Annotated in this window: 20 protein-coding genes; 12 read left to right on the forward strand and 8 right to left on the reverse strand. The window is 67.8% G+C overall.

Annotated features, from left to right (window positions below; genetic code table 11):
* Positions 1-11 precede the first annotated feature (11 nt).
* The gene (locus tag ACXJKM_RS20190; protein ID WP_457354700.1) at positions 12-911 is read right to left on the reverse strand and encodes a hypothetical protein; all 900 of its coding nucleotides are present in this window, start codon (positions 909-911) and stop codon (positions 12-14) included.
* Positions 912-1,187: 276 nt separating this feature from the next.
* Between ACXJKM_RS20190 and ACXJKM_RS20195 the strand changes: the two genes are divergently transcribed.
* Positions 1,188-3,488 carry an ATP-binding cassette domain-containing protein gene (locus ACXJKM_RS20195; RefSeq protein ID WP_457354702.1) on the forward strand — a complete coding sequence of 767 codons (2,301 nt, stop codon included), beginning with the start codon at positions 1,188-1,190 and terminating at the stop codon, positions 3,486-3,488.
* Here ACXJKM_RS20195 and ACXJKM_RS20200 read toward each other — a convergent pair.
* Positions 3,482-4,318, reverse strand: coding sequence for a helix-turn-helix domain-containing protein (locus ACXJKM_RS20200; RefSeq protein WP_457354704.1), 837 nt, complete (start codon positions 4,316-4,318; stop codon positions 3,482-3,484). The genes ACXJKM_RS20195 and ACXJKM_RS20200 overlap by 7 nt on opposite strands.
* Before the next feature lie 192 nt (positions 4,319-4,510).
* Here ACXJKM_RS20200 and pobA point away from each other — a divergent pair, with 192 nt between their 5' ends.
* A complete protein-coding gene (gene pobA, locus ACXJKM_RS20205; RefSeq protein ID WP_457354766.1) occupies positions 4,511-5,683 on the forward strand; it encodes a 4-hydroxybenzoate 3-monooxygenase in 1,173 nt (390 codons plus the stop codon).
* Here pobA and ACXJKM_RS20210 read toward each other — a convergent pair.
* The gene (locus ACXJKM_RS20210; protein WP_056197427.1) at positions 5,662-6,564 is read right to left on the reverse strand and encodes a LysR family transcriptional regulator; all 903 of its coding nucleotides are present in this window, start codon (positions 6,562-6,564) and stop codon (positions 5,662-5,664) included. The two genes, pobA and ACXJKM_RS20210, sit on opposite strands and share 22 nt — an antisense overlap.
* A gap of 95 nt (positions 6,565-6,659) precedes the next feature.
* Between ACXJKM_RS20210 and ACXJKM_RS20215 the strand changes: the two genes are divergently transcribed.
* The 10 genes from ACXJKM_RS20215 to ACXJKM_RS20260 are packed head-to-tail and all read left to right on the forward strand — an operon-like array spanning position 6,660 to position 15,164.
* Positions 6,660-7,361 (forward strand): substrate-binding domain-containing protein, encoded by a 702-nt coding sequence (locus ACXJKM_RS20215; protein WP_457354706.1) that lies wholly within the window; start codon positions 6,660-6,662, stop codon positions 7,359-7,361.
* A 24-nt stretch (positions 7,362-7,385) separates the two neighbouring features.
* Positions 7,386-8,774 carry an MFS transporter gene (locus ACXJKM_RS20220; protein WP_457354708.1) on the forward strand — a complete coding sequence of 463 codons (1,389 nt, stop codon included), beginning with the start codon at positions 7,386-7,388 and terminating at the stop codon, positions 8,772-8,774.
* 18 nt (positions 8,775-8,792) lie between these two features.
* Entirely contained in the window at positions 8,793-9,821 is a 1,029-nt protein-coding gene (locus ACXJKM_RS20225; protein ID WP_457354710.1) for an amidohydrolase family protein, read from the forward strand.
* A 1-nt stretch (position 9,822) separates the two neighbouring features.
* Positions 9,823-10,506, forward strand: a complete 684-nt coding sequence (ligK, locus tag ACXJKM_RS20230; RefSeq protein ID WP_457354712.1) for a 4-carboxy-4-hydroxy-2-oxoadipate aldolase/oxaloacetate decarboxylase — start codon at positions 9,823-9,825, stop codon at positions 10,504-10,506.
* Between the two features lie 4 nt (positions 10,507-10,510).
* Complete coding sequence (locus tag ACXJKM_RS20235) at positions 10,511-11,425, forward strand: amidohydrolase family protein (protein WP_457354714.1); 915 nt, start codon at positions 10,511-10,513, stop codon at positions 11,423-11,425.
* The gene (gene ligA, locus ACXJKM_RS20240; RefSeq protein ID WP_457354716.1) at positions 11,425-11,859 is read left to right on the forward strand and encodes a protocatechuate 4,5-dioxygenase subunit alpha; all 435 of its coding nucleotides are present in this window, start codon (positions 11,425-11,427) and stop codon (positions 11,857-11,859) included. Before ACXJKM_RS20235 ends, ligA begins: the two co-directional genes overlap by 1 nt.
* Before the next feature lie 2 nt (positions 11,860-11,861).
* Entirely contained in the window at positions 11,862-12,728 is an 867-nt protein-coding gene (locus tag ACXJKM_RS20245; RefSeq protein WP_457354718.1) for a class III extradiol dioxygenase subunit beta, read from the forward strand.
* Positions 12,725-13,687 (forward strand): Gfo/Idh/MocA family oxidoreductase, encoded by a 963-nt coding sequence (locus ACXJKM_RS20250; protein WP_457354720.1) that lies wholly within the window; start codon positions 12,725-12,727, stop codon positions 13,685-13,687. The genes ACXJKM_RS20245 and ACXJKM_RS20250 overlap by 4 nt, the downstream gene beginning before the upstream one ends.
* A complete protein-coding gene (locus tag ACXJKM_RS20255) occupies positions 13,684-14,670 on the forward strand; it encodes an aldo/keto reductase (protein WP_457354722.1) in 987 nt (328 codons plus the stop codon). Before ACXJKM_RS20250 ends, ACXJKM_RS20255 begins: the two co-directional genes overlap by 4 nt.
* A 41-nt stretch (positions 14,671-14,711) precedes the next feature.
* On the forward strand, positions 14,712-15,164 hold the full coding sequence (locus ACXJKM_RS20260; RefSeq protein ID WP_457354724.1) for a MarR family winged helix-turn-helix transcriptional regulator: 453 nt from the start codon (positions 14,712-14,714) through the stop codon (positions 15,162-15,164).
* 4 nt (positions 15,165-15,168) lie between these two features.
* Here ACXJKM_RS20260 and ACXJKM_RS20265 read toward each other — a convergent pair whose 3' ends face one another.
* From ACXJKM_RS20265 to ACXJKM_RS20285, 5 genes are all read right to left on the reverse strand, one after another.
* The gene (locus ACXJKM_RS20265) at positions 15,169-16,518 is read right to left on the reverse strand and encodes a glycoside hydrolase family 27 protein (protein ID WP_457354726.1); all 1,350 of its coding nucleotides are present in this window, start codon (positions 16,516-16,518) and stop codon (positions 15,169-15,171) included.
* A gap of 121 nt (positions 16,519-16,639) precedes the next feature.
* The gene (locus tag ACXJKM_RS20270) at positions 16,640-17,572 is read right to left on the reverse strand and encodes an alpha/beta hydrolase (RefSeq protein ID WP_457354728.1); all 933 of its coding nucleotides are present in this window, start codon (positions 17,570-17,572) and stop codon (positions 16,640-16,642) included.
* A gap of 35 nt (positions 17,573-17,607) precedes the next feature.
* Complete coding sequence (locus ACXJKM_RS20275) at positions 17,608-18,708, reverse strand: ABC transporter substrate-binding protein (protein ID WP_457354730.1); 1,101 nt, start codon at positions 18,706-18,708, stop codon at positions 17,608-17,610.
* Positions 18,705-20,300, reverse strand: coding sequence for a methyl-accepting chemotaxis protein (locus ACXJKM_RS20280; protein ID WP_457354732.1), 1,596 nt, complete (start codon positions 20,298-20,300; stop codon positions 18,705-18,707). The genes ACXJKM_RS20275 and ACXJKM_RS20280 overlap by 4 nt, the downstream gene beginning before the upstream one ends.
* A 122-nt stretch (positions 20,301-20,422) precedes the next feature.
* A complete protein-coding gene (locus ACXJKM_RS20285) occupies positions 20,423-22,813 on the reverse strand; it encodes an efflux RND transporter permease subunit (protein WP_457354734.1) in 2,391 nt (796 codons plus the stop codon).
* Positions 22,814-22,821 lie beyond the last annotated feature (8 nt).

Below are 22,821 nucleotides of genomic sequence, written 5' to 3' on the forward strand. Positions count from 1 at the left end.
GCGGCCGTTGGTCAGTGCGGCTTGAAAAACAATGCTTCGGGAATCGCCCGGAAGGGCGCCGTCCAGAGGGGGTTGTCGAGTTCAAAGACTGACGCAGGTAGCCGTCTGCGGCCGTCGAGCAGGGGGCCGATGCGGGCATCCCGAGCCAGGATTTCTCTCGCGCGGCCCGTGACGAAAAGTCTGCTCAGGCCTTCGTTCAAAGCATCAGCCAGCGCCGGTTCGTCTCGACGCACAGCGAAGACGCGCGCGAACCGGTAGTGAACACACCAATCCTCGAACAACACTACCGATGGCGCCAGGTGGCCGAACATGTCCAGCAACATGCCAGCCTCATCGGCTCCCAGCGGGAAGGCATCGAATCGACCCGCCTCCAGCATACGGAACAGGTGCAAGAACTCTGCCTCCTGCACCTTGAGCCCAGCGGCTCGCAGAATGCTGGAGTCCACCCAATCAGGCCCCTGACCGAAAACCAATTGCCGAAGGTCATCGTGTTCACGCACGGCCCTCAGGCGGTCGAGTCGATCGCGACGTACCAGCATGAGGCGGTAGCCGCTCAGTCCTAGATCCAGTGGAAAGGGGAGGATCAGAGTACGCTCAGCCACCTTTGGCGATGCACCCGTGTCCATGACATTGACACCGCCACCTTTGAGTTCCAAAAAAGCCCTCATCGACGGCAGCGGCGCCTCGCTCACTCGAAGAGTGTGGGGACGTCCAGAAGCCTCCAACGCGGCTGTCAGCAATTTGAACGGCGTACCGTCGGTGGGCCGTTCGTGCGTACGTGGATACACGACTTCTAGAAGCTGGCCTGCGATGGACGGGGCAGCGAGGGTGGCACCCAAGCCCAGCATCGCGGCACGACGGCTGATCAACCGACGATGAACAATTGAAGGCCCCAGGTCCATCTGAATCATTTTGAGCGCGCCACAGCGGAGTCGCAATCCTGGTCATCGCCCGGCACCAGGCGCTAGAGAAGGTCTGCAAACCTCTCGTCAATCCGACTGGCGCGCGAGGTGAGGTTTCTTTGGACGATGTTCACGTCAGGGCCAAATCGCTTCCAGCAGTCGAGCACCCCCGCAGGGTCAGGCAGCGCTCTGCCCTGGCAGAGGCAGGACGAACGTTTGCTAGGCATTCGCCGCAGCTGGGCACATTGATTGCCGCCGCTGTCCATGCAGGCAAAGAGCTCCTCCGTGCTGAAACATCCATCGCCGTCCACCGACTTCATCCACATCGTCGGTGCCCGAGAGAACAATCTGCGCAACGTCAGCGTCGACATCCCGAAGAAGCACATCACCGTGTTCACAGGAGTCTCGGGCTCGGGCAAGTCTTCACTCGTTTTCGACACCATTGCAGCCGAGTCGCAGCGGCAGCTGAACGACACTTTTTCCACCTTCGTGAGGCACCGCCTGCCGCATCACGCCCAGCCCGATGCCGACGTGCTGGAGAACCTCTGTGCGGCCATCGTCATCGATCAACGCCGCCTGGGTGGCAATGCGCGCTCCACGGTCGGCACGGCCACCGACATCCTCGCGCTGATCCGCCTGCTGTTCTCGCGGGTGGGGCAGCCCTTCGTCGGCTACTCCAACATCTTCTCGTTCAACCACCCTGACGGCATGTGCCCGCGATGCGAGGGCCTGGGGAAGGTCGACACCATCGACATCGACCGGCTGTTCGACAGGCAGCGCTCGCTCAACCAGGGAGCAATCCGCTTCAGCGCGTTCGCCGTCGGCGGCTACCGCTGGAAGCGCTATGTCCACAGCGGCCTGTTCGACAACGACAAGCCGCTGAAGGACTACACCGACGAGGAGTGGGAGACGCTGCTCCATGCGCAGGACGTACCCATCCTGAACCCCGGGCCAGGCTGGCCACCGACCAGCCGCTACGAGGGGGTGCTGCCGCGCATCCGCCGCAACTTCCTGACCCGCAACATCAGCGAGGTCAAAGGGCTGGACCGCGCCGAATGGGATCGGTTGGTGACGGCCGGCCCTTGCCCGCGGTGCCACGGGGCGCGCCTCAACGAGAAGGTGTTGAGTTGCCGCATTGACGGCAGGAACATCGCCGACTGGTGCGAGATGGAGGTGGGTGAGTTGCTGGCCGTCATCGGCCAGGTCGATGCGCCGCTTGCCGCCAGCATGGTGCCGGCGCTGGCCTACCGGGTACAGCATCTGGTTGACATCGGTTTGGGCTACCTGAGCCTCGGTCGCGAAACGACGAGCCTGTCGGGCGGGGAATCCCAACGCGTGAAGATGGTTCGCCACCTGGGCAGCGGCCTCAGCGACATGAGCTACATCTTCGACGAACCCAGCGTGGGCTTGCACCCGCGCGACGTTGCGCGCCTGAACAAGCTGTTGCGCCACCTGTGCGACAAGGGCAACACGGTGCTGGTGGTGGAACACGACCCCGACGTCATCGTGGCGGCGGACCACGTCATCGACATTGGCCCGGGCGCTGGGGACGCAGGCGGCACCGTGGTCTTCGAGGGCGATGTGCAGGCCCTGCGGCAGGCCGACACGCCCACGGGGCGCAGCCTGGCTCGCCCGGCGCGCATCAACACCACACCGCGCACTCCATCGGGTTGGCTGCCGATCACACACGCCACTCAGCACAACCTGAAGGACGTGAGCGTTTCGATCCCGATGGGCGTCCTGACGGTCGTGACAGGCGTGGCCGGTTCGGGCAAGAGCAGCCTGATCAACGCCGCCTTCGCCCGCACCTACCCCGAGGTCGTGTGCATCGACCAGGGTGCCATCACAGGTTCGCGTCGCTCGAACACGGCGACCTACACGGGCATCCTCGATCCCATCCGGAGCCTTTTTGCCCAGGCGAACGCGGCCAGCGCGTCGCTGTTCAGCGCCAACTCGGGCGGCGCCTGTCCCGCGTGCAAAGGCCTTGGCACTACGGAGACAGACCTCGCATTCATGGAACCCATCGTCAGCATCTGTGAGCGCTGCCGAGGGCGCCGGTTCACTGACGAGGCTCTTCAGTACCGCCTGCGCGGCAAGAACATCGCCGAAGTGCTGGCGATGCGCGTGGCTGAAGCAAGCGCCTTCTTTGCCGAACCGGAGATCGCGCCTGCGCTGGCCCGCCTCGATGAAGTCGGGCTCGCCTACCTGTCGCTCGGCCAACCTTTGTCCAGCCTGTCGGGCGGGGAACGGCAACGCCTGAAGCTGGCCACGGAGCTGGGCCAGTCGGGCCGAATCTATGTGTTCGACGAACCCACCTCAGGCCTGCATCTTTCGGACATCGATCGATTGTTTCGATTGCTCGACCAACTCATCGAACGCGGCGCCACCGTTGTCGTGATCGAACATCAGCTGGACATGATCGCCCAGGCAGACTGGCTGATCGACATGGGGCCGGAAGCTGGCCGATTCGGCGGTCGCGTGGTGTTCGAGGGCCCCGTGGCGGAGATGGCCGCGACGGGCTCAGGTGAGACGGCCACGCATCTGAGAAGGTATGCAAATTCGCAGGGTTCTGGCAGCGCTCAATGATTTCGGGTAACCATCGAGCGCGACGCCATGTCGGCCCGCCAGCCACTCGGTGACTGCCCCGTCAGCCGCTGGAAGAAGCGCGTGAAGTAGGCCGGGTCTGCAAAGCCCAGGCCATCGGCGATCTGGCGTACCTGCAACGTCGTATAGCTCAGTTCACGCTTGGCCTCCAGCAACAGGCGCTGGTGCAGCATGTCCAGCGGCGAGCAGTTCAGATGCTGGCGGCACAGGCGGGTGAGCTGCGTCGTCGTGATGCCCAGCGGCGCCGCCAGCATGTCCAGCGTCGGGTGGCTGCGGTAGTGGCGCTCGACCTGCTCGCGGTAGCGCGCCAGATGCTGCATGGCCCGACCTTCGGGCTCGGCAGTTTCCGCCGCTTCCGCAGCAAGCGCAGGCAGCCGGGCTATGAGGGCGGCAGCCATCAGCACAGCGCCGTCAAGCACCTGGGCGCGCCAGGGCGACGTGCAGGCGTAATCGGCACGCAGCACGCGGGCAATCGCAAGTAGCGTCTGCGCGTGGGGTGAGCCGGCTTCCAATGCCACGCCGCGCGAGGCTCCCAAGCCTTCCCAGAGGCCGCGCGAGCCGCCGATCAGACTCCTGATCCGCGCCTGGTCCAGCGTGATGACGTGCCCCTCAGTTTCCGGCGAGAACGCGAAGCCATGCACCACCAGCATCGGTACCCAGACGACGGCGGGCGCACGTAGCTCCAGCAGCTGCCCGTCGATCTGCACGCGCGCCGTGCCGGACTCGATCAGCAGCAGCTGCACCAGCGCCGCATGCCGGTGCGGCTGGATTTCCCAATTGTGCAATCGGCTGCGATCGGCGATGGACTCCATGTGGAGACCATCCAGCGCTTCATCCCGCCCCAGCTCGCCATAAAGCTCATACAGAGGTGGTGAGGAACGGGCTTGAGACCTTGACATAGGTTCGAATTGTGCAAGCGCACGTTCCTGTCGTCCATTGTTCCTACACCCCCACCGGCCTACGCTCACAGGTATCTGACAAGAACGGAGCGAGACATGAAGACATTGCGCACCCAGGTGCTCATCGTCGGCGCGGGGCCGTCGGGTTTGCTGCTCGGCCAATTGCTGCACAAGGCCGGCGTGGCCAACCTGATCGTCGAACGCCAGACGGGCGACTATGTGCTCGGCCGCATCCGCGCCGGCGTGCTGGAACAGACGACCGTCGATCTGCTGGATGAAGCTGGCGTCGGCGCGCGCATGCATGCCGAAGGTCTGGTGCACCACGGCTTCGAGCTGATGTTCGACGGCCAGCGCCATCACATCGACCTGAGCCGGCTGACCGGCGGCAAGTCGGTCATGGTCTATGGCCAGACCGAGGTGACGCGCGACCTGATGGAAGCCCGCGCGGCGGTGGGCGAACAGACGCTGTATTCAGCCTCCAACGTGGAGCTGTTCGGCTTCGACGGCGATGCACCCGGTGCGCGCTGCACGGTGAATGGTGAGCGCATCGAGATCCTGTGCGACTACATCGCCGGCTGCGACGGCTATCACGGCGTCAGCCGCGCCAGCGTGCCGGCGGACGCCATCCAGACGCACGAGAAGGTCTACCCCTTTGGCTGGCTGGGCATGCTGAGCGACACACCGCCGGTCTCGCACGAGCTGATCTACGGCCGCCACGAGCGCGGCTTCACGCTGTGCAGCATGCGCTCAAGCACACGCAGCCGCTACTACCTGCAGGTGCCGCTGACCGAGCAGGTGGGCGACTGGAGCGACGAACGCTTCTGGAACGAGCTGCGCGCGCGCATGGACCCTGCGGCGGCGGCGGCCCTCGTCACCGGCCCTTCACTGGAAAAGAGCATCGCGCCGCTGCGCAGCTTCGTTGCCGAGCCGATGCGTTTTGGCCGCCTCTTCCTGGCCGGCGACGCCGCCCACATCGTGCCGCCCACCGGTGCCAAGGGGCTGAACCTGGCGGCATCCGACGTGCGCTATCTGTCCCAGGCGCTGATCGAGCACTACCGCGAGAAGAGCGAAGCTGGCATCGAGCACTACTCCTCCCGCTGCCTGTCGCGCATCTGGAAGGCCGAGCGCTTCTCCTGGTGGTTCACCAGCCTGATGCACAACCTGCCGAACGAGCCCGAGATCGATGCCAAGCTGCATCGCGCCGAACTGGAATACGTCGTCAGCTCCGAGGCCGCGATGGCGTCGATGGCGGAGAACTACGTCGGCCTGCCCTGGTAGGGCTCACGCACCAGCTTCATCAGCAGCGCCGCCGTCCGCTGCGTCAGCGGCGTCGAGCGCTTCAGCGCCGGCGTGACCAGACACAGTGTCGTCTTCACATCGCTGGCCTTGAAGCGGGTGACGGCCAGGCGCTCCGGGTGTTCAAAGGCGCGCAGCACGTCTTCGCCCAGTGCCGCGTGGCCCAGGCCGGCAGCCACCAGGTCGAGGATGGCCGGCACGCTGGACACCTCCCAGTCCACGCGCAACTGCACGCCGGCCATCGCTGCGGCCTCCTCCATGCGCTTGCGGAACACATGGCCCCGCTGCGGCATGATCAACGGCAAGCGCGACAGCTCCTCCAGCGTCAGTGGCCCGCTCGGTGCCGCCTCGGGCGGGCTCAGCAGCAGCAGCGACTCCTCGCGCAGCGGCAGGATCTCCAGCGACGGCAGCGGCTCGGGGTTGTAGACCAGCGCCAGGTCCGCCCGCCCCGACACCAGCCACTCGGTGAGGTGGGTCGAAAAGCCTTCCATGATGACCAGGCGCGCCCGCGGGCAGCTGGCGGTGAAACCCCTGATCAACGGCAGCGTGTGCATGCGCGCCTGTGTCGGCGGCATGGCCACGACGATCTGGCCGACCGGCTCGTTGCGGTGTTCGCTGAGATCCTCGCGTGCCTGCGTTACCAGGTGCAGGATGCCCTGACCATGCTCCAGCAGCCGGCGCCCGGCTTCGGTCAGCGTCACGCCGCGACCATTGCGCAGGAAGAGGGTTTCGTGCAGCTCCGTCTCCAGCGCGCGCACCTGCCGGCTCAGCGCCGGCTGCGCCACGTTCAACACCAGCGCGGCCTTGCTGAAGCTGCCGTGCTCCGCGACCTGGATGAAGTACTCGATCTGGTTCAACGTCATGTGCGCATCTTGGCAGAGCCCATGCCGGATCGCTATAGCTGATAGCAGCAGCCAGACCTAGCGTGACAGAGCTTCACTGCGAAGAATCGCGGCCCATGAGCACCGCCCTCACCCTGATCTCGTCCATGGCCACGCGCCATCTGCTGACGGCACTCGCACAAGCGCATGCTCAAACCGGCGCACCGGCCGTCCACCTCGAATCGGTCGGTGGCGTGGACGCCGCGCGTCGCGTGCACGACGGCGAGGCCTTCGACGTGGTTGTGCTGGCCAGCGATGCCATCGCCAAGCTGGAGGCTGCCGGCCGCCTGAAGCCCGGCAGCGTGCGGGCCATCGCCGACTCCAGCGTCGCAATCGCCGTGCGCGCCGGTGCTGCCCAACCGGACATCAGCACCGAAGCCGCCCTGCGCGCCGCCGTGCTGCAGGCCCGCAGCATCGGCTACTCGACCGGCCCCAGCGGCACGGCCTTGATGCAGTTGTTCGAGCGCTGGGGCTTGATGGACACGCTGAAGGCTCGCCTCGTGCAGGCCCGCCCCGGCCTGCCGGTGGGCAGCCTGGTGGCCAGCGGCGAGGTCGAGCTGGGCTTTCAGCAATTCAGCGAGCTGATGGATGTATCCGGCATCACGCTGCTCGGCGGCATGCCGCCGGGGGTCGACATCGTCAGCCGCTTCAGCGGCGCCATCACGGCCCATGCGACCCAGCCCGAAGCGGCACAGGCCCTGCTGGACTTCATGGCCAGCCCCGCCACCGAGGCGATCAAACGGCAACACGGCATGCGCGCGGCTTCGGACGCGCGCTGACCCCAACGACAACAGGAGACAAGCTTGCAGACCTCACCGATCCCCGCCCCCGGCACGCGCGCCGTGGACGTGCAGCGTCTCATCGACGACCACCCGCTGTCCGGCTGGCAATGGGTCGTCTTCGCGCTGTGCTTCTTCGTCGTGCTGCTGGACGGTTTCGACACCGCGGCCATCGGCTACATCGCGCCGTCGCTGATCAAGGACTGGGGCGTCACCAAGCCCATGCTGGCGCCGGTGCTCAGCGCCGCCCTCTTCGGCCTGGCCGCCGGCGCGCTGCTGTCCGGCCCCATCGCCGACCGCCTGGGCCGCAAGCGCGTGCTGACGGTGACGGTGCTGCTCTTCGGCGTGGCCACGCTGGCCTCGGCCTTCGCCACCAACCTGACGGAGCTCAGCGTGCTGCGCTTCATCACCGGCCTCGGGCTGGGTGCGGCCATGCCCAGCGCCGTCACGCTGATGAGCGAGTACTGCCCCACCGCGCGCCGCTCCACGCTGACCAACCTGATGTTCTGCGGCTTCCCGCTCGGTGCGGCCTTCGGCGGCTTCCTGGCCGCGTGGATGATCCCGCAATGGGGCTGGCAGAGCGTGCTGGTGCTGGGTGGCATCGCGCCGCTGCTGCTGACGATCGGCCTGCTGACGCTGCTGCCCGAGTCGGTGCGCTTCATGGTCACGCGCCGCCATCCCGTCGAACGCATCCGCGCCGCGCTGGCACGCATCGCCGGCCCGCAGGTGCACCAGATCGAGCGCTTCACGCTCAGCGAGACACGCGTCGTCACCAACGAGCGCGGTGGCCTGGCACAGGTGCTGGCCCGCTCCTATCGCCTGGGCACGCTGATGCTGTGGGTGGCCTATTTCATGGGCCTGGTGATCTTCTATGCGCTGATCAACTGGATGCCCCTGCTGTTCAAGGAAGCCGGCATCGAGCCGCGCACCGCGACGCTCATCTCCGCCCTGTTCCCGCTGGGCGGCGTGGGCGCCGTGTTCTTCGGCTGGCTGATGGACCGCGTGGAGCCCAACCGCATCGTCGCCCTGGGCTTTGCGCTGACGTCGGTGGCCATCTGGTCCATCGGCCAGATGACGGGCAACGTGGCTGCGCTGGTTGTCTGCGTCTTCCTGGCCGGCGTGCTGATGAACACCGCGCAGTCCTCGCTGCCGGCGCTGGCCGCGGCCTTCTACCCCACCAACGCCCGCGCCACCGGCGTGTCGTGGATGCTGGGCATCGGCCGCTTCGGCGGCATCCTGGGCTCGCTGCTGGTGGCCCAAATGGCTGCCATGCATGCCAGCATCGGCACCGTCTTCCTGGTGCTGGCCGTGCCCGGCGCCCTCGCCGCCGCAGCGCTGTGGATCAAGCGTGATGCCGATGGCTTCGCCGATGACCCTGACGGCCGCGCTGCCCGCACGGCACTCGCGCACTGACAACAAGGAGAAGCTCTGATGATCATCGACGTCCACGGCCACTACACGACCGCACCGGCGGCCCTCGGCGCCTGGCGCGACCTGCAGATCGCCGGCCTCAAGGACCCGTCGCGCGCCCCCAAGGCCAGCGAGCTGAAGATCAGCGACGACGAGCTGCGCGAGTCCATCGAGACCAACCAGCTCAAGCTGATGAAGCAGCGCGGCTCGGACTTGACCATCTTCAGCCCGCGTGCCAGCTTCATGGCCCACCACATCGGCGACTTCAACACGTCCGCCACCTGGGCCGCCATCTGCAACGAGCTCTGCTACCGCGTGGCCCAGCTCTTCCCAGATCACTTTGTGCCCGCGGCCATGCTGCCGCAGTCCCCCGGCGTGGACCCGGCCACCTGCATCCCCGAACTGGTCAAGTGCGTGGAGCAGTACGGCAATGTCGGCATCAACCTCAACCCCGACCCCTCTGGCGGTCACTGGACGTCGCCGCCGCTGTCGGACCGGCACTGGTACCCCATCTACGAACAGATGGTCGAGTACGACATCCCGGCCATGGTGCATGTGTCGACCAGCTGCAATGCCTGCTTCCACACCACCGGCGCGCACTACCTGAACGCCGACACGACGGCCTTCATGCAGTGCCTGACCAGCGATCTGTTCAAGGACTTCCCGACACTGAAGTTCCTGATCCCGCACGGCGGCGGCGCGGTGCCCTACCACTGGGGGCGCTTCCGCGGCCTGGCCCAGGAACTGAAGAAACCGCTGCTGAGCGAGCACCTGCTGAACAACATCTTCTTCGACACCTGCGTCTACCACCAGCCAGGCATCGACCTGCTGACCAAGGTGATCCCGGTCAAGAACATCCTGTTCGCCAGCGAGATGATCGGCGCCGTGCGCGGCATCGATCCCGAGACCGGCCACTACTACGACGACACCAAGCGCTACGTCGAGGCCACGGCCAATCTCAGCGACGAGGATCGCCACGCCGTCTACGAGGGCAATGCCCGCCGCGTCTTCCCGCGCCTGGATGCGCAACTGAAAGCCAAGGGTCTTTGATATGTACGAACTCGGCGTCGTCTACCGCAACATCCAACGGGCCGATCGCACGGCCGCCGACGGCCTGGCCGCGCTGGGCTCGGCCACCGTGCACGAGGCCATGGGCCGCGTCGGCCTGCTCAAGCCTTATATGCGGCCCATCTACGCCGGCGTGCAGGTGTCGGGCACGGCCGTGACCGTGCTGCTGCAACCCGGCGACAACTGGATGATGCATGTCGCCGCCGAGCAGATCCAGCCCGGCGACATCGTCGTCGCGGCGGTCACCGCCGACTGCACCGACGGCTACTTCGGCGACCTGCTCGCCACCTCCTTCCAGGCGCGCGGCGCGCGTGCCCTCGTCATCGATGCCGGCGTGCGCGACGTGAAGACACTGCAGCAGATGGGCTTCCCGGTCTGGAGCCGCGCAATCAGCAGCAAGGGCACGATCAAGGCCACGCTGGGCTCGGTCAACATCCCCGTCGTCTGCGCCGGCATGTGGGTCACGCCGGGCGATGTCATCGTGGCGGACGACGATGGCGTCGTCTGCGTGCCGTCCGCGCGTGCGGTCGACACGCTGGAAGCCGCCCTCAAGCGCGAGAGCTTCGAAGGCGAGAAGCGCGCCAAGCTGGCTTCCGGCGTGCTTGGCCTCGACATGTACAAGATGCGTGAGCCGCTGGAAAAAGCCGGCCTGCGCTACATCGACTGAAACCATGGACTTCACCAAGACCCCTGGCTGGCTGGACTGGTACGCCGCTCCTTCCAAACCGCGTTTCCAAGTCCCGGCCGGCGCCGTCGACGCGCACTGCCATGTCTTCGGCCCCGGCGCGCAGTTCCCGTTCGCGCCGGAGCGCAAGTACACGCCCTGCGACGCCAGCAAGGAACAGTTGTTCGCACTGCGCGACCACCTCGGCTTTGCGCGCAACGTCATCGTGCAGGCGACCTGCCATGGCGCCGACAACAGCGCGCTGATCGACGCGCTGCAAAGCTCGGGCGGCAAGGCCCGCGGCGTTGTCACCATCAAGCGCGGCATCAGCGATGCCGAGCTGCAACGCATGCACGAGGCCGGCGTGCGCGGCGTTCGCTTCAACTTCGTCAAGCGGCTGGTGGACTTCACGCCCAAGGATGAGTTGCAGGAGATCGCCACGCGCATCGCCAGGCTGGGCTGGCATGTCGTCATCTACTTCGAGGCGGCCGACCTGCCCGAGCTGTGGGACTTCTTCACCGCGCTGCCCACCACCGTCGTCGTCGACCACATGGGCCGGCCGGATGTGAGCAAACCAGTGGACGGCCCCGAGTTCGAGCTCTTCCTGAAGTTCATGCGCGAGAACGACAACGTGTGGAGCAAGCTCAGCTGCCCCGAGCGCCTGTCCGTCACCGGCCCGCGCGCGCTGGACGGCGAACAGGCCGCCTATCGTGACGTCCTGCCCTTTGCCCGCCGCGTCATGGATGAGTTCCCTGACCGCGTGCTGTGGGGCACCGACTGGCCCCACCCCAACCTCAAGGACCACATGCCCGACGACGGGCTGCTGGTCGACTTCATCCCCCACATCGCCCCGACGCCTGAGCTACAACGCCGGCTGCTGGTGGACAACCCCATGCGCCTGTACTGGCCGGAGGAAAGCTGATGCCGCTCGACAAGTCCTACACCGACATCCCCGGCACCACCATCTTCGACGCCGAACAATCCCGCAAGGGCTACTGGCTCAACCAGTTCTGCATGTCGCTGATGAAGGCCGACAACCGCGCCCGCTTCAAGGCCGACGAGCGCGCCTATCTCGACGAGTGGCCGATGACCGATGCGCAGAAGGCGGCGGTGCTGGCACGCGACCTCAACGAGTGCATCCGCCTGGGCGGCAACATCTACTTCCTGGCCAAGATCGGCGCGACCGACGGCAAGAGCTTCCAGCAGATGGCGGGCAGCATGACCGGCATGACCGAAGAGGAGTACCGCAACATGATGATCGCCGGTGGCCGCTCCGTAGAAGGCAACCGCCGCGTTGGCGAGGACGGCGACGCGCAGGCGCACCGCCAGCCGCAAGGCAAAGCAGGGAAGAAGTAACCGTGGCCCGCATCACCGCTTCCGTCTACACCTCGCATGTGCCCGCCATCGGCGCGGCACTGGACCTCGGCAAGACCACCGAGCCTTACTGGCAGCCCGTCTTTGCGGGCTATGAACCTTCCAAGCGCTGGTTCGACAACAACCGCCCGGATGTCGTCTTCCTGGTCTACAACGACCACGCGACGGCCTTCAGCCTCGACCTGATTCCCACCTTCGCCATCGGCACCGCGGCCCGCTTCGAGCCGGCCGACGAGGGCTGGGGCCCGCGCCCGGTGCCGACCGTCATCGGCCACCCGGAGCTGGCCGCGCACATCGCGCACAGCGTCATCCAGGACGATTTCGACCTGACCATCGTCAACAAGATGGACGTGGACCACGGCCTGACCGTGCCGCTGTCGTTGATGTGCGGCCAGCCCGACCCGGTGAAAGGCGCCTGGCCCTGCACCGTCATCCCGTTCGCGGTCAATGTCGTGCACTACCCGGTGCCGTCGGGGCGGCGCTGCTTCATGCTGGGCCAGGCCATCCGCCGCGCGGTCGAGTCGTTCGGGCCGGACCTGAATGTGCAGATCTGGGGCACCGGCGGCATGAGCCACCAGTTGCAAGGCCCGCGTGCCGGTCTCATCAACCGCGAGTGGGACACCCGCTTCCTGGACCGCCTGATCGCCGAGCCCGACGCCCTGTCGCGCGTGCCGCATGACGAGTACGTGCGCGAAGCCGGTTCGGAAGGCATCGAGCTCGTCATGTGGCTGATCGCCCGCGGCGCGATGGCCGACGTCAACGGTGGCTCGGCACCGCGCGTCGCGCATCGCTTCTATCACGTGCCTGCCTCGAACACGGCGGTCGGCCATCTGATTCTGGAGAACACATGACTCAACCAATTCGTGTTGCGCTGGCCGGCGCCGGCGCCTTCGGCATCAAGCACCTGGACGGCATCAAGAACATAGCCGGCGTCGAAGTCGTCTCGCTGATCAGCCGTGACCTGGACAAGACCCGCGAGGTGGCGAACAAATACGGCATCGGTCACGTCACCACCGACTTGGCCGATGCGCTGGCTCTGCCCGAAGTCGACGCCGTCATCCTCTGCACGCCCACGCAGATGCACGCCAGCCAGACCCTGGCCTGCCTGAAGGCGGGCAAGCATGTGCAGGTGGAGATCCCGCTGTGCGACGTGCTGGCCGATGGCGAGGAGGTCATCAGCATCGCGCAGAAGTCCGGCCTGGTCGCCATGTGCGGTCACACGCGGCGCTTCAACCCCAGCCACCAGTGGGTGCACAAGAAGATCACGGCCGGCGAGTTCAACGTCCAGCAGATGGACGTGCAGACCTACTTCTTCCGCCGCACCAACATGAATGCACTCGGCCAGGCGCGCAGCTGGACCGACCACCTGCTGTGGCACCACGCCGCGCACACGGTGGACCTGTTCGCCTACCAGGCGCAGAGCCCGGTCGTCCAGGCTCATGCGCTGCAAGGCCCCATCCACCCGACGCTGGGCATCGCGATGGACATGAGCATCCAGCTCAAGGCCGCCAACGGCGCCATCTGCACGCTGAGCCTGTCCTTCAACAACGACGGCCCGCTGGGGACGTTCTTCCGCTACATCGGCGACACCGGCACCTACCTGGCGCGCTACGACGACCTGTTCGATGGCAAGGAGAACAAGATCGACGTGTCGGCGGTGGACGTGTCCATGAACGGCATCGAGCTGCAGGATCGCGAGTTCTTCGCCGCCATCCGCGAGGGCCGCGAGCCCAACAGCAGCGTGGCGCAAGTGCTGCCCTGCTACCGCGTGCTGCACCAACTGGAACAACAACTCAACGCCGCCGCATGAAGACACGCCACATCGGTCCCTTCCACGTCTCGGCCGTGGGGCTGGGCTGCATGAACCTGAGCCATGCCTACGGCACGCCGCCACCGCGGGACGTGGCCGCGGCCGTGCTGGACGGCGCGCTCAACGGCGGCATCACGCTGTTCGACACAGCGGCGCTCTACGGCTTCGGCGCCAACGAGGAACTGCTCGGCGGCCTGCTGGCCCCGCACCGCGAGCGCATCGTGCTGACGAGCAAATGCGGCATGCAGGGCGTGGACGGTGTGCGCGTCATCGACGGCCGGCCAGACACCATCCGCGCCAGCGTCGAGGCCAGCCTGAAGCGGCTGCGCACCGACGTCATCGACGTGCTCTACCTGCACCGGCTGGACGCCAAGGTGCCGGTGGAGGACAGCGTCGGCGCGATGGCCGACCTGGTGCAGGCGGGCAAGGTTCGCGCGCTGGGCCTGTCCGAGGTCTCTGCCGCCACCTTGAAGCGCGCCCATGCGGTGCACCCGATTGCCGCGCTGCAGACCGAGTACTCGCTGTGGACGCGCAACGCCGAGATCGCCGTGCTGGAAGCCTGCCGTGAGCTGGGCATCGCCTTCGTCGCCTTCAGCCCGCTGGCGCGCGGCTTTCTCGGCGGCGAGCTGCGCGACATCAGCAAGCTGGAGCCCAGGGACATCCGCCGCGCCATGCCGCGCTTCTCGCCCGAGAACTACAGCGCCAACTTGCGCCTGCTGGACGCTTTCGAAGCAGAAGCGGCCCGGCTGCGCTGCGCGCCGGCCACGTTGGCGCTGGCCTGGTTGCTGCACCAGGGTGACGACATCGTCCCCATCCCCGGCACCTCGCGCCCCGATCACCTGGGTGACCTGCTCGCGGCGCCGCAGCTGGCGCTCGACGCCGCCACACTCGCCCGGCTCGACACCTTGATCAACCGCCACACGGTCAGCGGCGCGCGCTACAGCGCCGCCACACAGGCCGAGATCGACACCGAAGAGTTTTGACAACCACGGCGGCCAGCAGGCCATGGTTATCCTGCGAACCCATGAGCCCGACCCGCGAGAAGTCCCCTCCCCTCGATCAGTCCCGCCTGGCCCACACGCTGGGCTACGCCATCGCGCGCGCGGCCGTCACAACCAACCAGCTGTTCAGCCAGGGCGTGGGCGAGCCGCTTGGCCTGCGGCCGGTGGAGTTCACGCTGCTGCAGCTGATCCTCTCCAACCGCAACACCACGCAGAAGCGCCTGTGCGACCTGCTGCGCGTGCCGGCACCGCAAATGACGCTCATCCTCGACCGCCTGCAGGAGCGCGGCTGGGTCGAGCGCGAACGCGACGCCAATGATCGCCGCGCGCTGCACCTGCGGCTCACGCCCGAAGGCGAGCGCCTGGCCGGGGAAAGCCTCGCGGCGCTGCAGGTCGCTGAAGGAGCGCTGGACCGTGTGCTGTCCAGCGGCGAGCGCCTTCTGCTGCAGGAGCTGCTCGCCAAGGTCGCCCGCTGAGCTGTCAGCTGAGCCGGTAGAGCCCGGCGCCATGCGACGGCAGCTGCTGGGCGAAGCGGCCCGATGCCGCATCGAGAGGCTTGCGCGCCCACAGATCGCGCACCTGGCGCACGCCGTCCAGACCCAGGTCCCGCAGCGCGATGCCGACCTCGCGGGCCTTGTCCGTCGGGTTGAACAGCGCGACGTAGCGGCCCTTGCCGTCGGCGGGCCGGGCTGACCAGATGCGCACGAAGTCCTCGACGAAATGCGGCCGGTTGTCGGCGCTCGCCTGGTCCACGGCCAGCACCTCGGGGTTGGTGAGCAGCGCGAGCGTCGGCTCGTCCAGGTGGCGCAGGTCGCCGCCCATGATCAACGGCGAGCGGGTGATGGCCCACAGCGTCATCAGCGTGCGCTGCTCATCGGCGGTGAACTTGGTGTCGCGCTCACCCAGGGCCAGGCGGCCCAGCGGCAGCATGTCCGGGTCAGGCCAGGCGCCCGGCCGGCGCCAGGGGTTCCAGTTCTCCAGGCGCGTGAACTGGGCGTCCAGCGCATGCCAGTCGTCCCAGAAGTCGTCGGAGATGCGCCACATCTGCGCATGCTGGCGTACGTGCTCGGCGCGGCTCACGGGCGTCTCGCCGGGCGACAGGCTGAGCGCCATCGGCCGCTTCGTGCGCTGGATGGCACGGTGGGCGGCCTCGATCTCCGGCGCATGGGCGTCGTAGGGGCGGCTCATGTCGTCCATCTTGATGAAGTCCACGCCCCAGGAGGCGTAGAGCGCGAAGACGCTGTCGTAGTAGGCCTGCGCGCCGGGCTTGCGCATGTCCACGCCGTACATGTCGGGGTTCCAGGTGCAGACGCTGCTGGTGTCGGCGATGTCAGCGGCGCGGTAGGGCGTGCCCAGGATGGGCAGGTTGCGCTTCACGGCCAGGCGCGGGATGCCGCGCATCAGGTGGATGCCGAACTTCAGGCCCATGGCATGGACATCCGCCGCCAGCGGCGCGAAACCGCGGCCTTCGGCACTGGACGGGAACCGGTTCACGGCGGGGATCAGCCGGCCGTGACCGTCCATCGCCGGCTCGGGGTTGGCGCTGTAGCTGTAGCTTGACGCCGTGGGCTCGTACCACTGGATGTCGATGGTGAAGATGTTGTAGCCGGCCGGCAGCAGCTTGTCCGCCATGATGCGGGCGGTCTCGCGGGCCTGGGCTTCGTTGATGGTGGTCGCGAAGCTGTTCCAGCTGTTCCAGCCCATCGGCGGCGTGGGGGCCAGCAGGCCTTTGGCGGGCGTGGCTGCAGTGGAGGCAGCCTGAGCGGGCAGCGTGGACGCGGCGATGCCGGTGAGGCCCGCGCTGATCAGGCCCCTGCGATTCAATGCCATGGGATGTTCTCTTGTCTCGGTTGTTGTGGCTGCAGGTGTACGGCATTGCGCGACAACAATCCAATGGCGATTTCCTCTCAACCCATGCCAGTTTCGATATGGCATGGGTGAAACCAGGAGATCACGCCTGCAAGGCCTGCCGCAAGGCGCTCGCCATCTGCCCCAGCGCCAGCCGCGCCGCCGGCACGGCGCCGGCCATGCTGATGAAGCCATGCGCCAGGCCGTGGTACTCGACGACGGTGACGGCGTTGCCGGCCGCGCCTAACGCCTCGCCGTAGGCCATGGCCTCGTCACGCAGTGCGTCATGGGCTGCCAGCACCAGCAGCGTCGGCGGCAGGCCGGCGAGGCTGGGCGCCAGCAGCGGTGCGCCGCGCCAGTCGGGCGCCTTGCCGCTGGCGCCGAAGTAGTGGCGGCTGAAGTAGTCCATCGTCCGCTTCGTCAGCGTCGGGCCGGCGGCATGCTGCTCGCGGGACGGGTAGTCGCCGTCATGGCCACCGGCGGCCGGCGGGTAGACGAGCAGCTGGAAGGCAATCGCCGGCCCGCCCGCATCGCGCGCCATCAAGGCGGCGGCGGCAGCCAGCGCGGCGCCAGCGCTGTCGCCCATCACGGCCAGGCGGCTGGGGTCGCCGCCAAAGCTGCGGATGGCTTCGGCCACCCAGCCGAGCGCGGCGAAGCTGTCCTCGATGGCTGCCGGGTAGGGATGCTCGGGCGCGAGGCGGTAGGCGGCGCTGACGACCATCACGCCGCTGTCGGCGCAGAGCTGGCGGCAGACGGCGTCATAGCTTTCGAGATCGCCGAGCACGAAGCCGCCGCCGTGGAAGTACAGCGCCACGGGCAAGGCGCCAGCGGCGTTGCGGGGCTTGTAGATGCGCACGCGCACGTCCTGGCCGCCGAAGCGGGCCTCATGCGGCGTCACGTCGACGTCGGCGGGCGGCACGGTCGCCAACGTGCAGATCTGCCGGTACAGGCCGCGACAGGCCTCGGGCGGCAGGTCACAGAGGTCGGGCGCGCCGGCCGCTTGGGCGAGCACGTGTTGCAGGTGCAGATCGAGCATGGAATGTCTCCTTTGAGGGACTGGGAAAGTGAAGTTCATCGCCGCAGGCGCCCGTCGCGGCCGCGAAGGCCGATCTCGACGTGCTCGGAGCCGCGGTGCTGGCGGGGACTGAAGCGCACGCTGAAGCCGCCAAGGTCGAGCACGCCCAGGTTCTCCAGCGCGGCCGCCAGCGCAGGCCCGTCGACGCGGTTGCCGGCGCGGCGCAGCGCCTCGACGCAGACGCGCAGATGCAGGTAGGCCGCCAGGCCCTCCAGGCTGATGGCCTCGGGGCCGACGTGGCTTTCCGCGTCGCGCTCGAACTCGCGCACCAGCGGCAGCTGCGAGATCTCGGGGTTGGGCACGACGCTGGTGAAGCCGATCAGCCGGTCACGCAGCAGCCGCGTCAGCTGCGTGAGCCCCGGCGACGACAGTGCCGCCACGGTGAGCGGCACCGCGGCGCGCCAGGCGGCCTCGTGGCGGGTCAGCAGGTCAAGCGACTCGGGACCGAGATTGAGCACCAGGGCCTGCGGCGCAACGGCGGCCAGCTCGCGCAGCGTGGCGGCGGAATCTGCCTGCATCGCCAGCGCATGGGTCCGGATACCAGCGGCTTGCAACGCCGCCGACAGGGCTCGCTCGCGGGCCGGCTCGTCACCGTCGCCGAGCAGTGCGACCTGCTCGATACCGATGGCTCGCAATTGCGCAGCCAGCGCCTCGGCCTCGCGCCGGTCATCGGGCCGCAGGCTGAACACCGTAGTCTGGGCCGGCTGGTGCAGCGCGGCGGCGCCCGAGAACGGACCGACCAATGGCACGTTCAACTCGCGGGCGATGCTGGCGGTCTGCAGGCAGGCGCGCTCGCCCAGGCAGTTGACGAAGGCGATGGCCTGGTGCTCGCGGGCCAGCTTGCGCAGGTTGGCCGCGCGGCGCTGGCTGTCGCCGCCATCGTCCAGGCTCACCAGCTCCAGCCGCCGCCCGCCAATGCCGCCGTTGGCGTTGACCCGCTCCACCAGGGCCTTGGCGCCAGCCTGCACGCGGTTGCTGATCGGGAAGGCGGCGCCCGTCAGCGGCAGCGACTGACCCAGCACCAGGGGCGCCTGCTCGGCCGCCGCGGCAAGCGGCAACAGGCCCAGCAGCAGCAAAAGCAATGGGCGCCAGTTCATGAGCCCTCCTCCTCTTGGAGCCGGAACACCGCCACCAGCGACTTCAGCCGGTGCGCCTGGTCGCCCAGCGCGACGGCCGAGGCGGCGCCCTGCTCCACCAGCGCCGCGTTCTGCTGGGTCACCTGCTCCAGCGCCTGCACGGCGCTGTCGACGGCGGCCACCTGGCTCGCCTGGCCGGGCATGGCGGCGGCAATGCCACCAAGGAAGTCGGTGAGCCGCTGCACGGCCGCCACCGTCTCCTGCATGGCGCCACCGGCCTGCAAGACCAGCGCCTGGCCGGCCTTGACCTCGTCGGCCGAGGACTCGACCAGCCGGCGGATGTCGCGCGCCGCGTCGGCCACGCCCTTGGACAGCAAACGCACCTCGCCCGCCACGACGGCAAAGCCCCGGCCGTGCTCGCCTGCGCCGGCGGCTTCCACGGCGGCGTTGAGCGCCAGGATGTTGGTCCGAAACGCGATGTTGTCGATGACGCCCACGATGCTGGCGATGCGCTCGGAGCTGCGGCCAATGGCGCCCATCAACTGCTGGGCCTGGCCCATCGAGTTGTTGCCCGCCAGGGCCGCCTGCGTGGCACCGTGCGTGACGGCGCCCGCGCTGCCCGCGGATTCGGCCAGGGCCCGCACGCCAGCGGAGAGCTGGGTTGTGGCGGCGGCGGTGCGCTGCAGTTCGGCGGCGGCAAGCTCGGTGCGGTGGGAGAGGTCCGAGATGCCCGACGCGACCTCACCGGCGGAGACGTCGATCTGCTCGGCGGCGTCCCGTGCCGAGGCCACCAGACGATGCAGGCCGCCTTGCATGTCGCCGAGCGAGCGCAGCAGCTGGCCGATCTCGTCTTGACCGCCCGGCGGAACGGCCTGCCCCAGGTCGCCCTCGGCCACGCGCGAGGCCACGGCCACCGCCGCGCGCACCGGCGCTGTGAGGCTGCGTGCCACGCCGAACGCTGCGATCAGGCCGATGGCCAGGCCCACCGCGACGATGCCTGCCTGCGCCCAGCGTCCCAAGCGGGCAGCGGCCGAGGCCTCCGCGCTGGCCGCCTCGCTGGCCTCGGCGGCCGTGGTGTCCAGCGCGTCGATGGCGCGCAGCCATTGGTCGAACAAGGGCTTGAGGCTGCTGACCACCAGCTCCTGGATGGCCGAGTCGTGCTGGTAGCCGGCGCCCGCATCCTCGGCCGCTCGTTGCAAGCGCTTGACGGAACTGGCCAGCAAGGGCGCCAGTTCGGTCTCAGCACGGCGCAGCTCGTCGGCGCGCTGCGCCAGCGCTTCGGCGGACGGCTGATCAAAGACCTCCTTGAACTGCTCGTCGTAAGCCGCCATCGCCTTGGCCAGGCTGTTCAGTTCGAACTTCAGGTCCTCGGGGTCGTCGACCATCGTGGCCAGCAGCGTGGCCAGGTAGGCGTCGGTCACGCGGTCGTGCATGCGACGCCCGGCCGCCGTCAGGCGCTGCGCCTCGGCCTGGGCCGACAGGAGCTGGGTCTCAACGGCCTGCGACTGGACCAGGCCGATGCCGGCGATGACCAGCATCAGCACGAGCAAGCCGCCCATGCCCAGCCAGATGCGGCCCACCAGGCTGGCGAACCAGCGATGCCACGGCCTCATCTCAGTTGTCCGAGGCGACGTGCGCCAAGAGAACACAGCCACTGAGGCACAGAGACACAGAGGGACCTTCATCCCGCTGCCTCTGTGCCTCTGTGCCTCTGTGGCTTTGTTTGGTCTTCACTTCAAGCGCTCCGGGCTGGCTTCAGCAGCCAGTGCGCGAGCGCCGGCACCAGCACCAGCGCTCCCACCATGTTCCACACGAACATGAAGGCCAGCAGGATGCCCATGTCGGCCTGGAACTTGATCGGCGACAGCGCCCAGGTGCCCACGGCGAGCGCCAGCGTGACGCCGGTCAGCATCACCACGCGGCCCGTGAACTGCAATGCGTGCAGATAGGCCGCCGAGAGGCTCTCGCCCGCGCGCAGCTTGGCCAGCATGACGCTGAGCACGTAGAGCGCGTAGTCCACGCCGATGCCCACGCCCAGCGCGATGACCGGCAGCGTGGCGACCTTGACGCCCATGCCCAGGCCCACCATCAGTGCCTCGCACAGGATGGAGGTCAGCACCAGCGGCAGCACGGCCACGACGACGGCGCGCCAGGAGCGGAAGGTCACCCAGCACAGCACGACAACGGCGCCGTAGACCCACCACAGCATCTCGTTCATGGCCTGCTTGACGACGATATTGGTCGCCGCCGCAATGCCGGCCGAGCCGGCCGCGAGCATGAAGCGCTCGTCCTTTGTCGAGTTCTCCTTGATGAAGCCCTCGACCGTGCTCACCACCGTGCTCAGCGTCTCGGCCTTGTGGTCCTTCAGGTAGACGTAGAGCGACAGGAAGGAGCAGCCCTGGTTGAACAGCTCGCGCGGCGCACGGGTCTGCACGCCGCCGAGCGCGCTGTCGTTGGGGATCAGCTCGTACCACTTCAGCTGGCCCTCGTTGTAGCCCACCATCGCGAGCTTGGACAGCGCGGCCATGGAGTTGGTGGACTCGACGCCTGGCAACTGCTCCAGCTGCCAGGCCAACTGGTCGACCTTGGCCAAGGTGCCGTAGCGGGTGCACTGGTCTTCCGGCGTGGCAACCATCACGACGAGGATGTCGCTGGACGCGGCGTAGTGCTGGGTGACGTAGTCGTTGTCGCGGTTGTAGCGGGAATCGGCGCGCAGCTCGGGGGCGCCGGGGTCCAGGTCGCCAACGTGCAGCCGCGTGCTGACGGCATAGCCCGCCACGGCCAGTGCGGCCGACACACCGAGGGCCACCAGCGCCGGGCCGCGCTGCGTGAAGCGGTCGAGCTGGCGCCACATCCACGAGCTGCCCGCGCCTGGGTTGAACTCGGGGTCGTCGCGCAGGCTGCGCTTGGCTGCCGCCGCGCCCACGCCCACATAGGACAGCAGGATGGGCAGCAGCACGAGGTTGGTGAAGATCAGCACCGCCACGCCGATGCTGGCGACGAGCGCCAGGTCCTGGATGGCCTGGATCTTGATCAGGGCCAGCACCGCGAAGCCGACGGCGTCGCACAACAGCGCGGTGAGGCCAGCGACGAAGAGGCGGCGGAAGGTGTAGCGCGCGGCCACCACGCGATGCGTGCCGCGGCCGACGTCCTGCATGATGCCGTTCATCTTCTGCGCGCCATGGCTCATGCCGATGGCGAAGACGAGGAAGGGCACCAGCACCGAGTACGGGTCCAGCGCATAGCCAAGCAGCGCCAGCAGGCCGAACTGCCAGACCACGGCGATGAGCGAGCAGGCGACCACGAGCGCGGTGCTGCGCACGCAGCGGGTGTAGGCCCACAGCACGCCGGCGCAGATGACCAGGGCCACGGCGAAGAACACCAACACCTGCTGCAAGCCCTCGATCAGGTCACCCATGACCTTGGCGAAGCCGGTGACGTGCAGCGCGATGGCGTCGCTGTCGTACTTGCTGCGCAGCGCCTCGACCTGGCGGCCCAGCTCGCCGTAGTCCAGCGCCTGGCCGGTCTTGGGATTCACGTCCAGCAGCGGCACAAAAACGATGCTGGACTTGGCGTCACCGGCGACGATCTGGCCGATCTCGCCGGAGCGCTCGACGTTGGCACGCACCTCGGCCAGCGCGGCGGGCGAGCCGTCGTAGCTGTCGCCCATGACGGTGTTGCCGTCCAGGCCCTCCTCGGTCACGGCGACCCAGCGCGTGTTCGCCGTCCACAGCGACTTCATGAAGGGCCGGTCCACGCCCGGCATCAGGTAGATCTCGTCGCTGATCTTTTGCAGCACCTCCAGGTAGTGCTTGTCGTAGATCGTGCCCTTGCGAGCCTCGACGACGATGCGCAGCGCATTGCCCTGGCCGCCCAGGTCGCCCTTGTGCGCCAGGTAGTTGGCGATGTAGGGGTGCTGCGTCGGGATGGTCTTTTCGAAGCTGGCGTTGAGCGTCAGCTTGAAGGCCTGCTGGCCCAGCCACAGCGTGGCCAGCAGGCACAGCAGCATCACCCAGGGCCGATGGTTGAAGAGCAGCCGCTCGGCCCAGGAGCCGGAGCGGGTGTCGAAGTCGTCGAGCTGGGTCACCACGGGTTGGGTGCCCAGCGTGTCGGTGGCGGCGTGCATCGTCGAGG

The sequence above is a fragment of the Roseateles sp. P5_D6 genome (assembly GCF_054049415.1).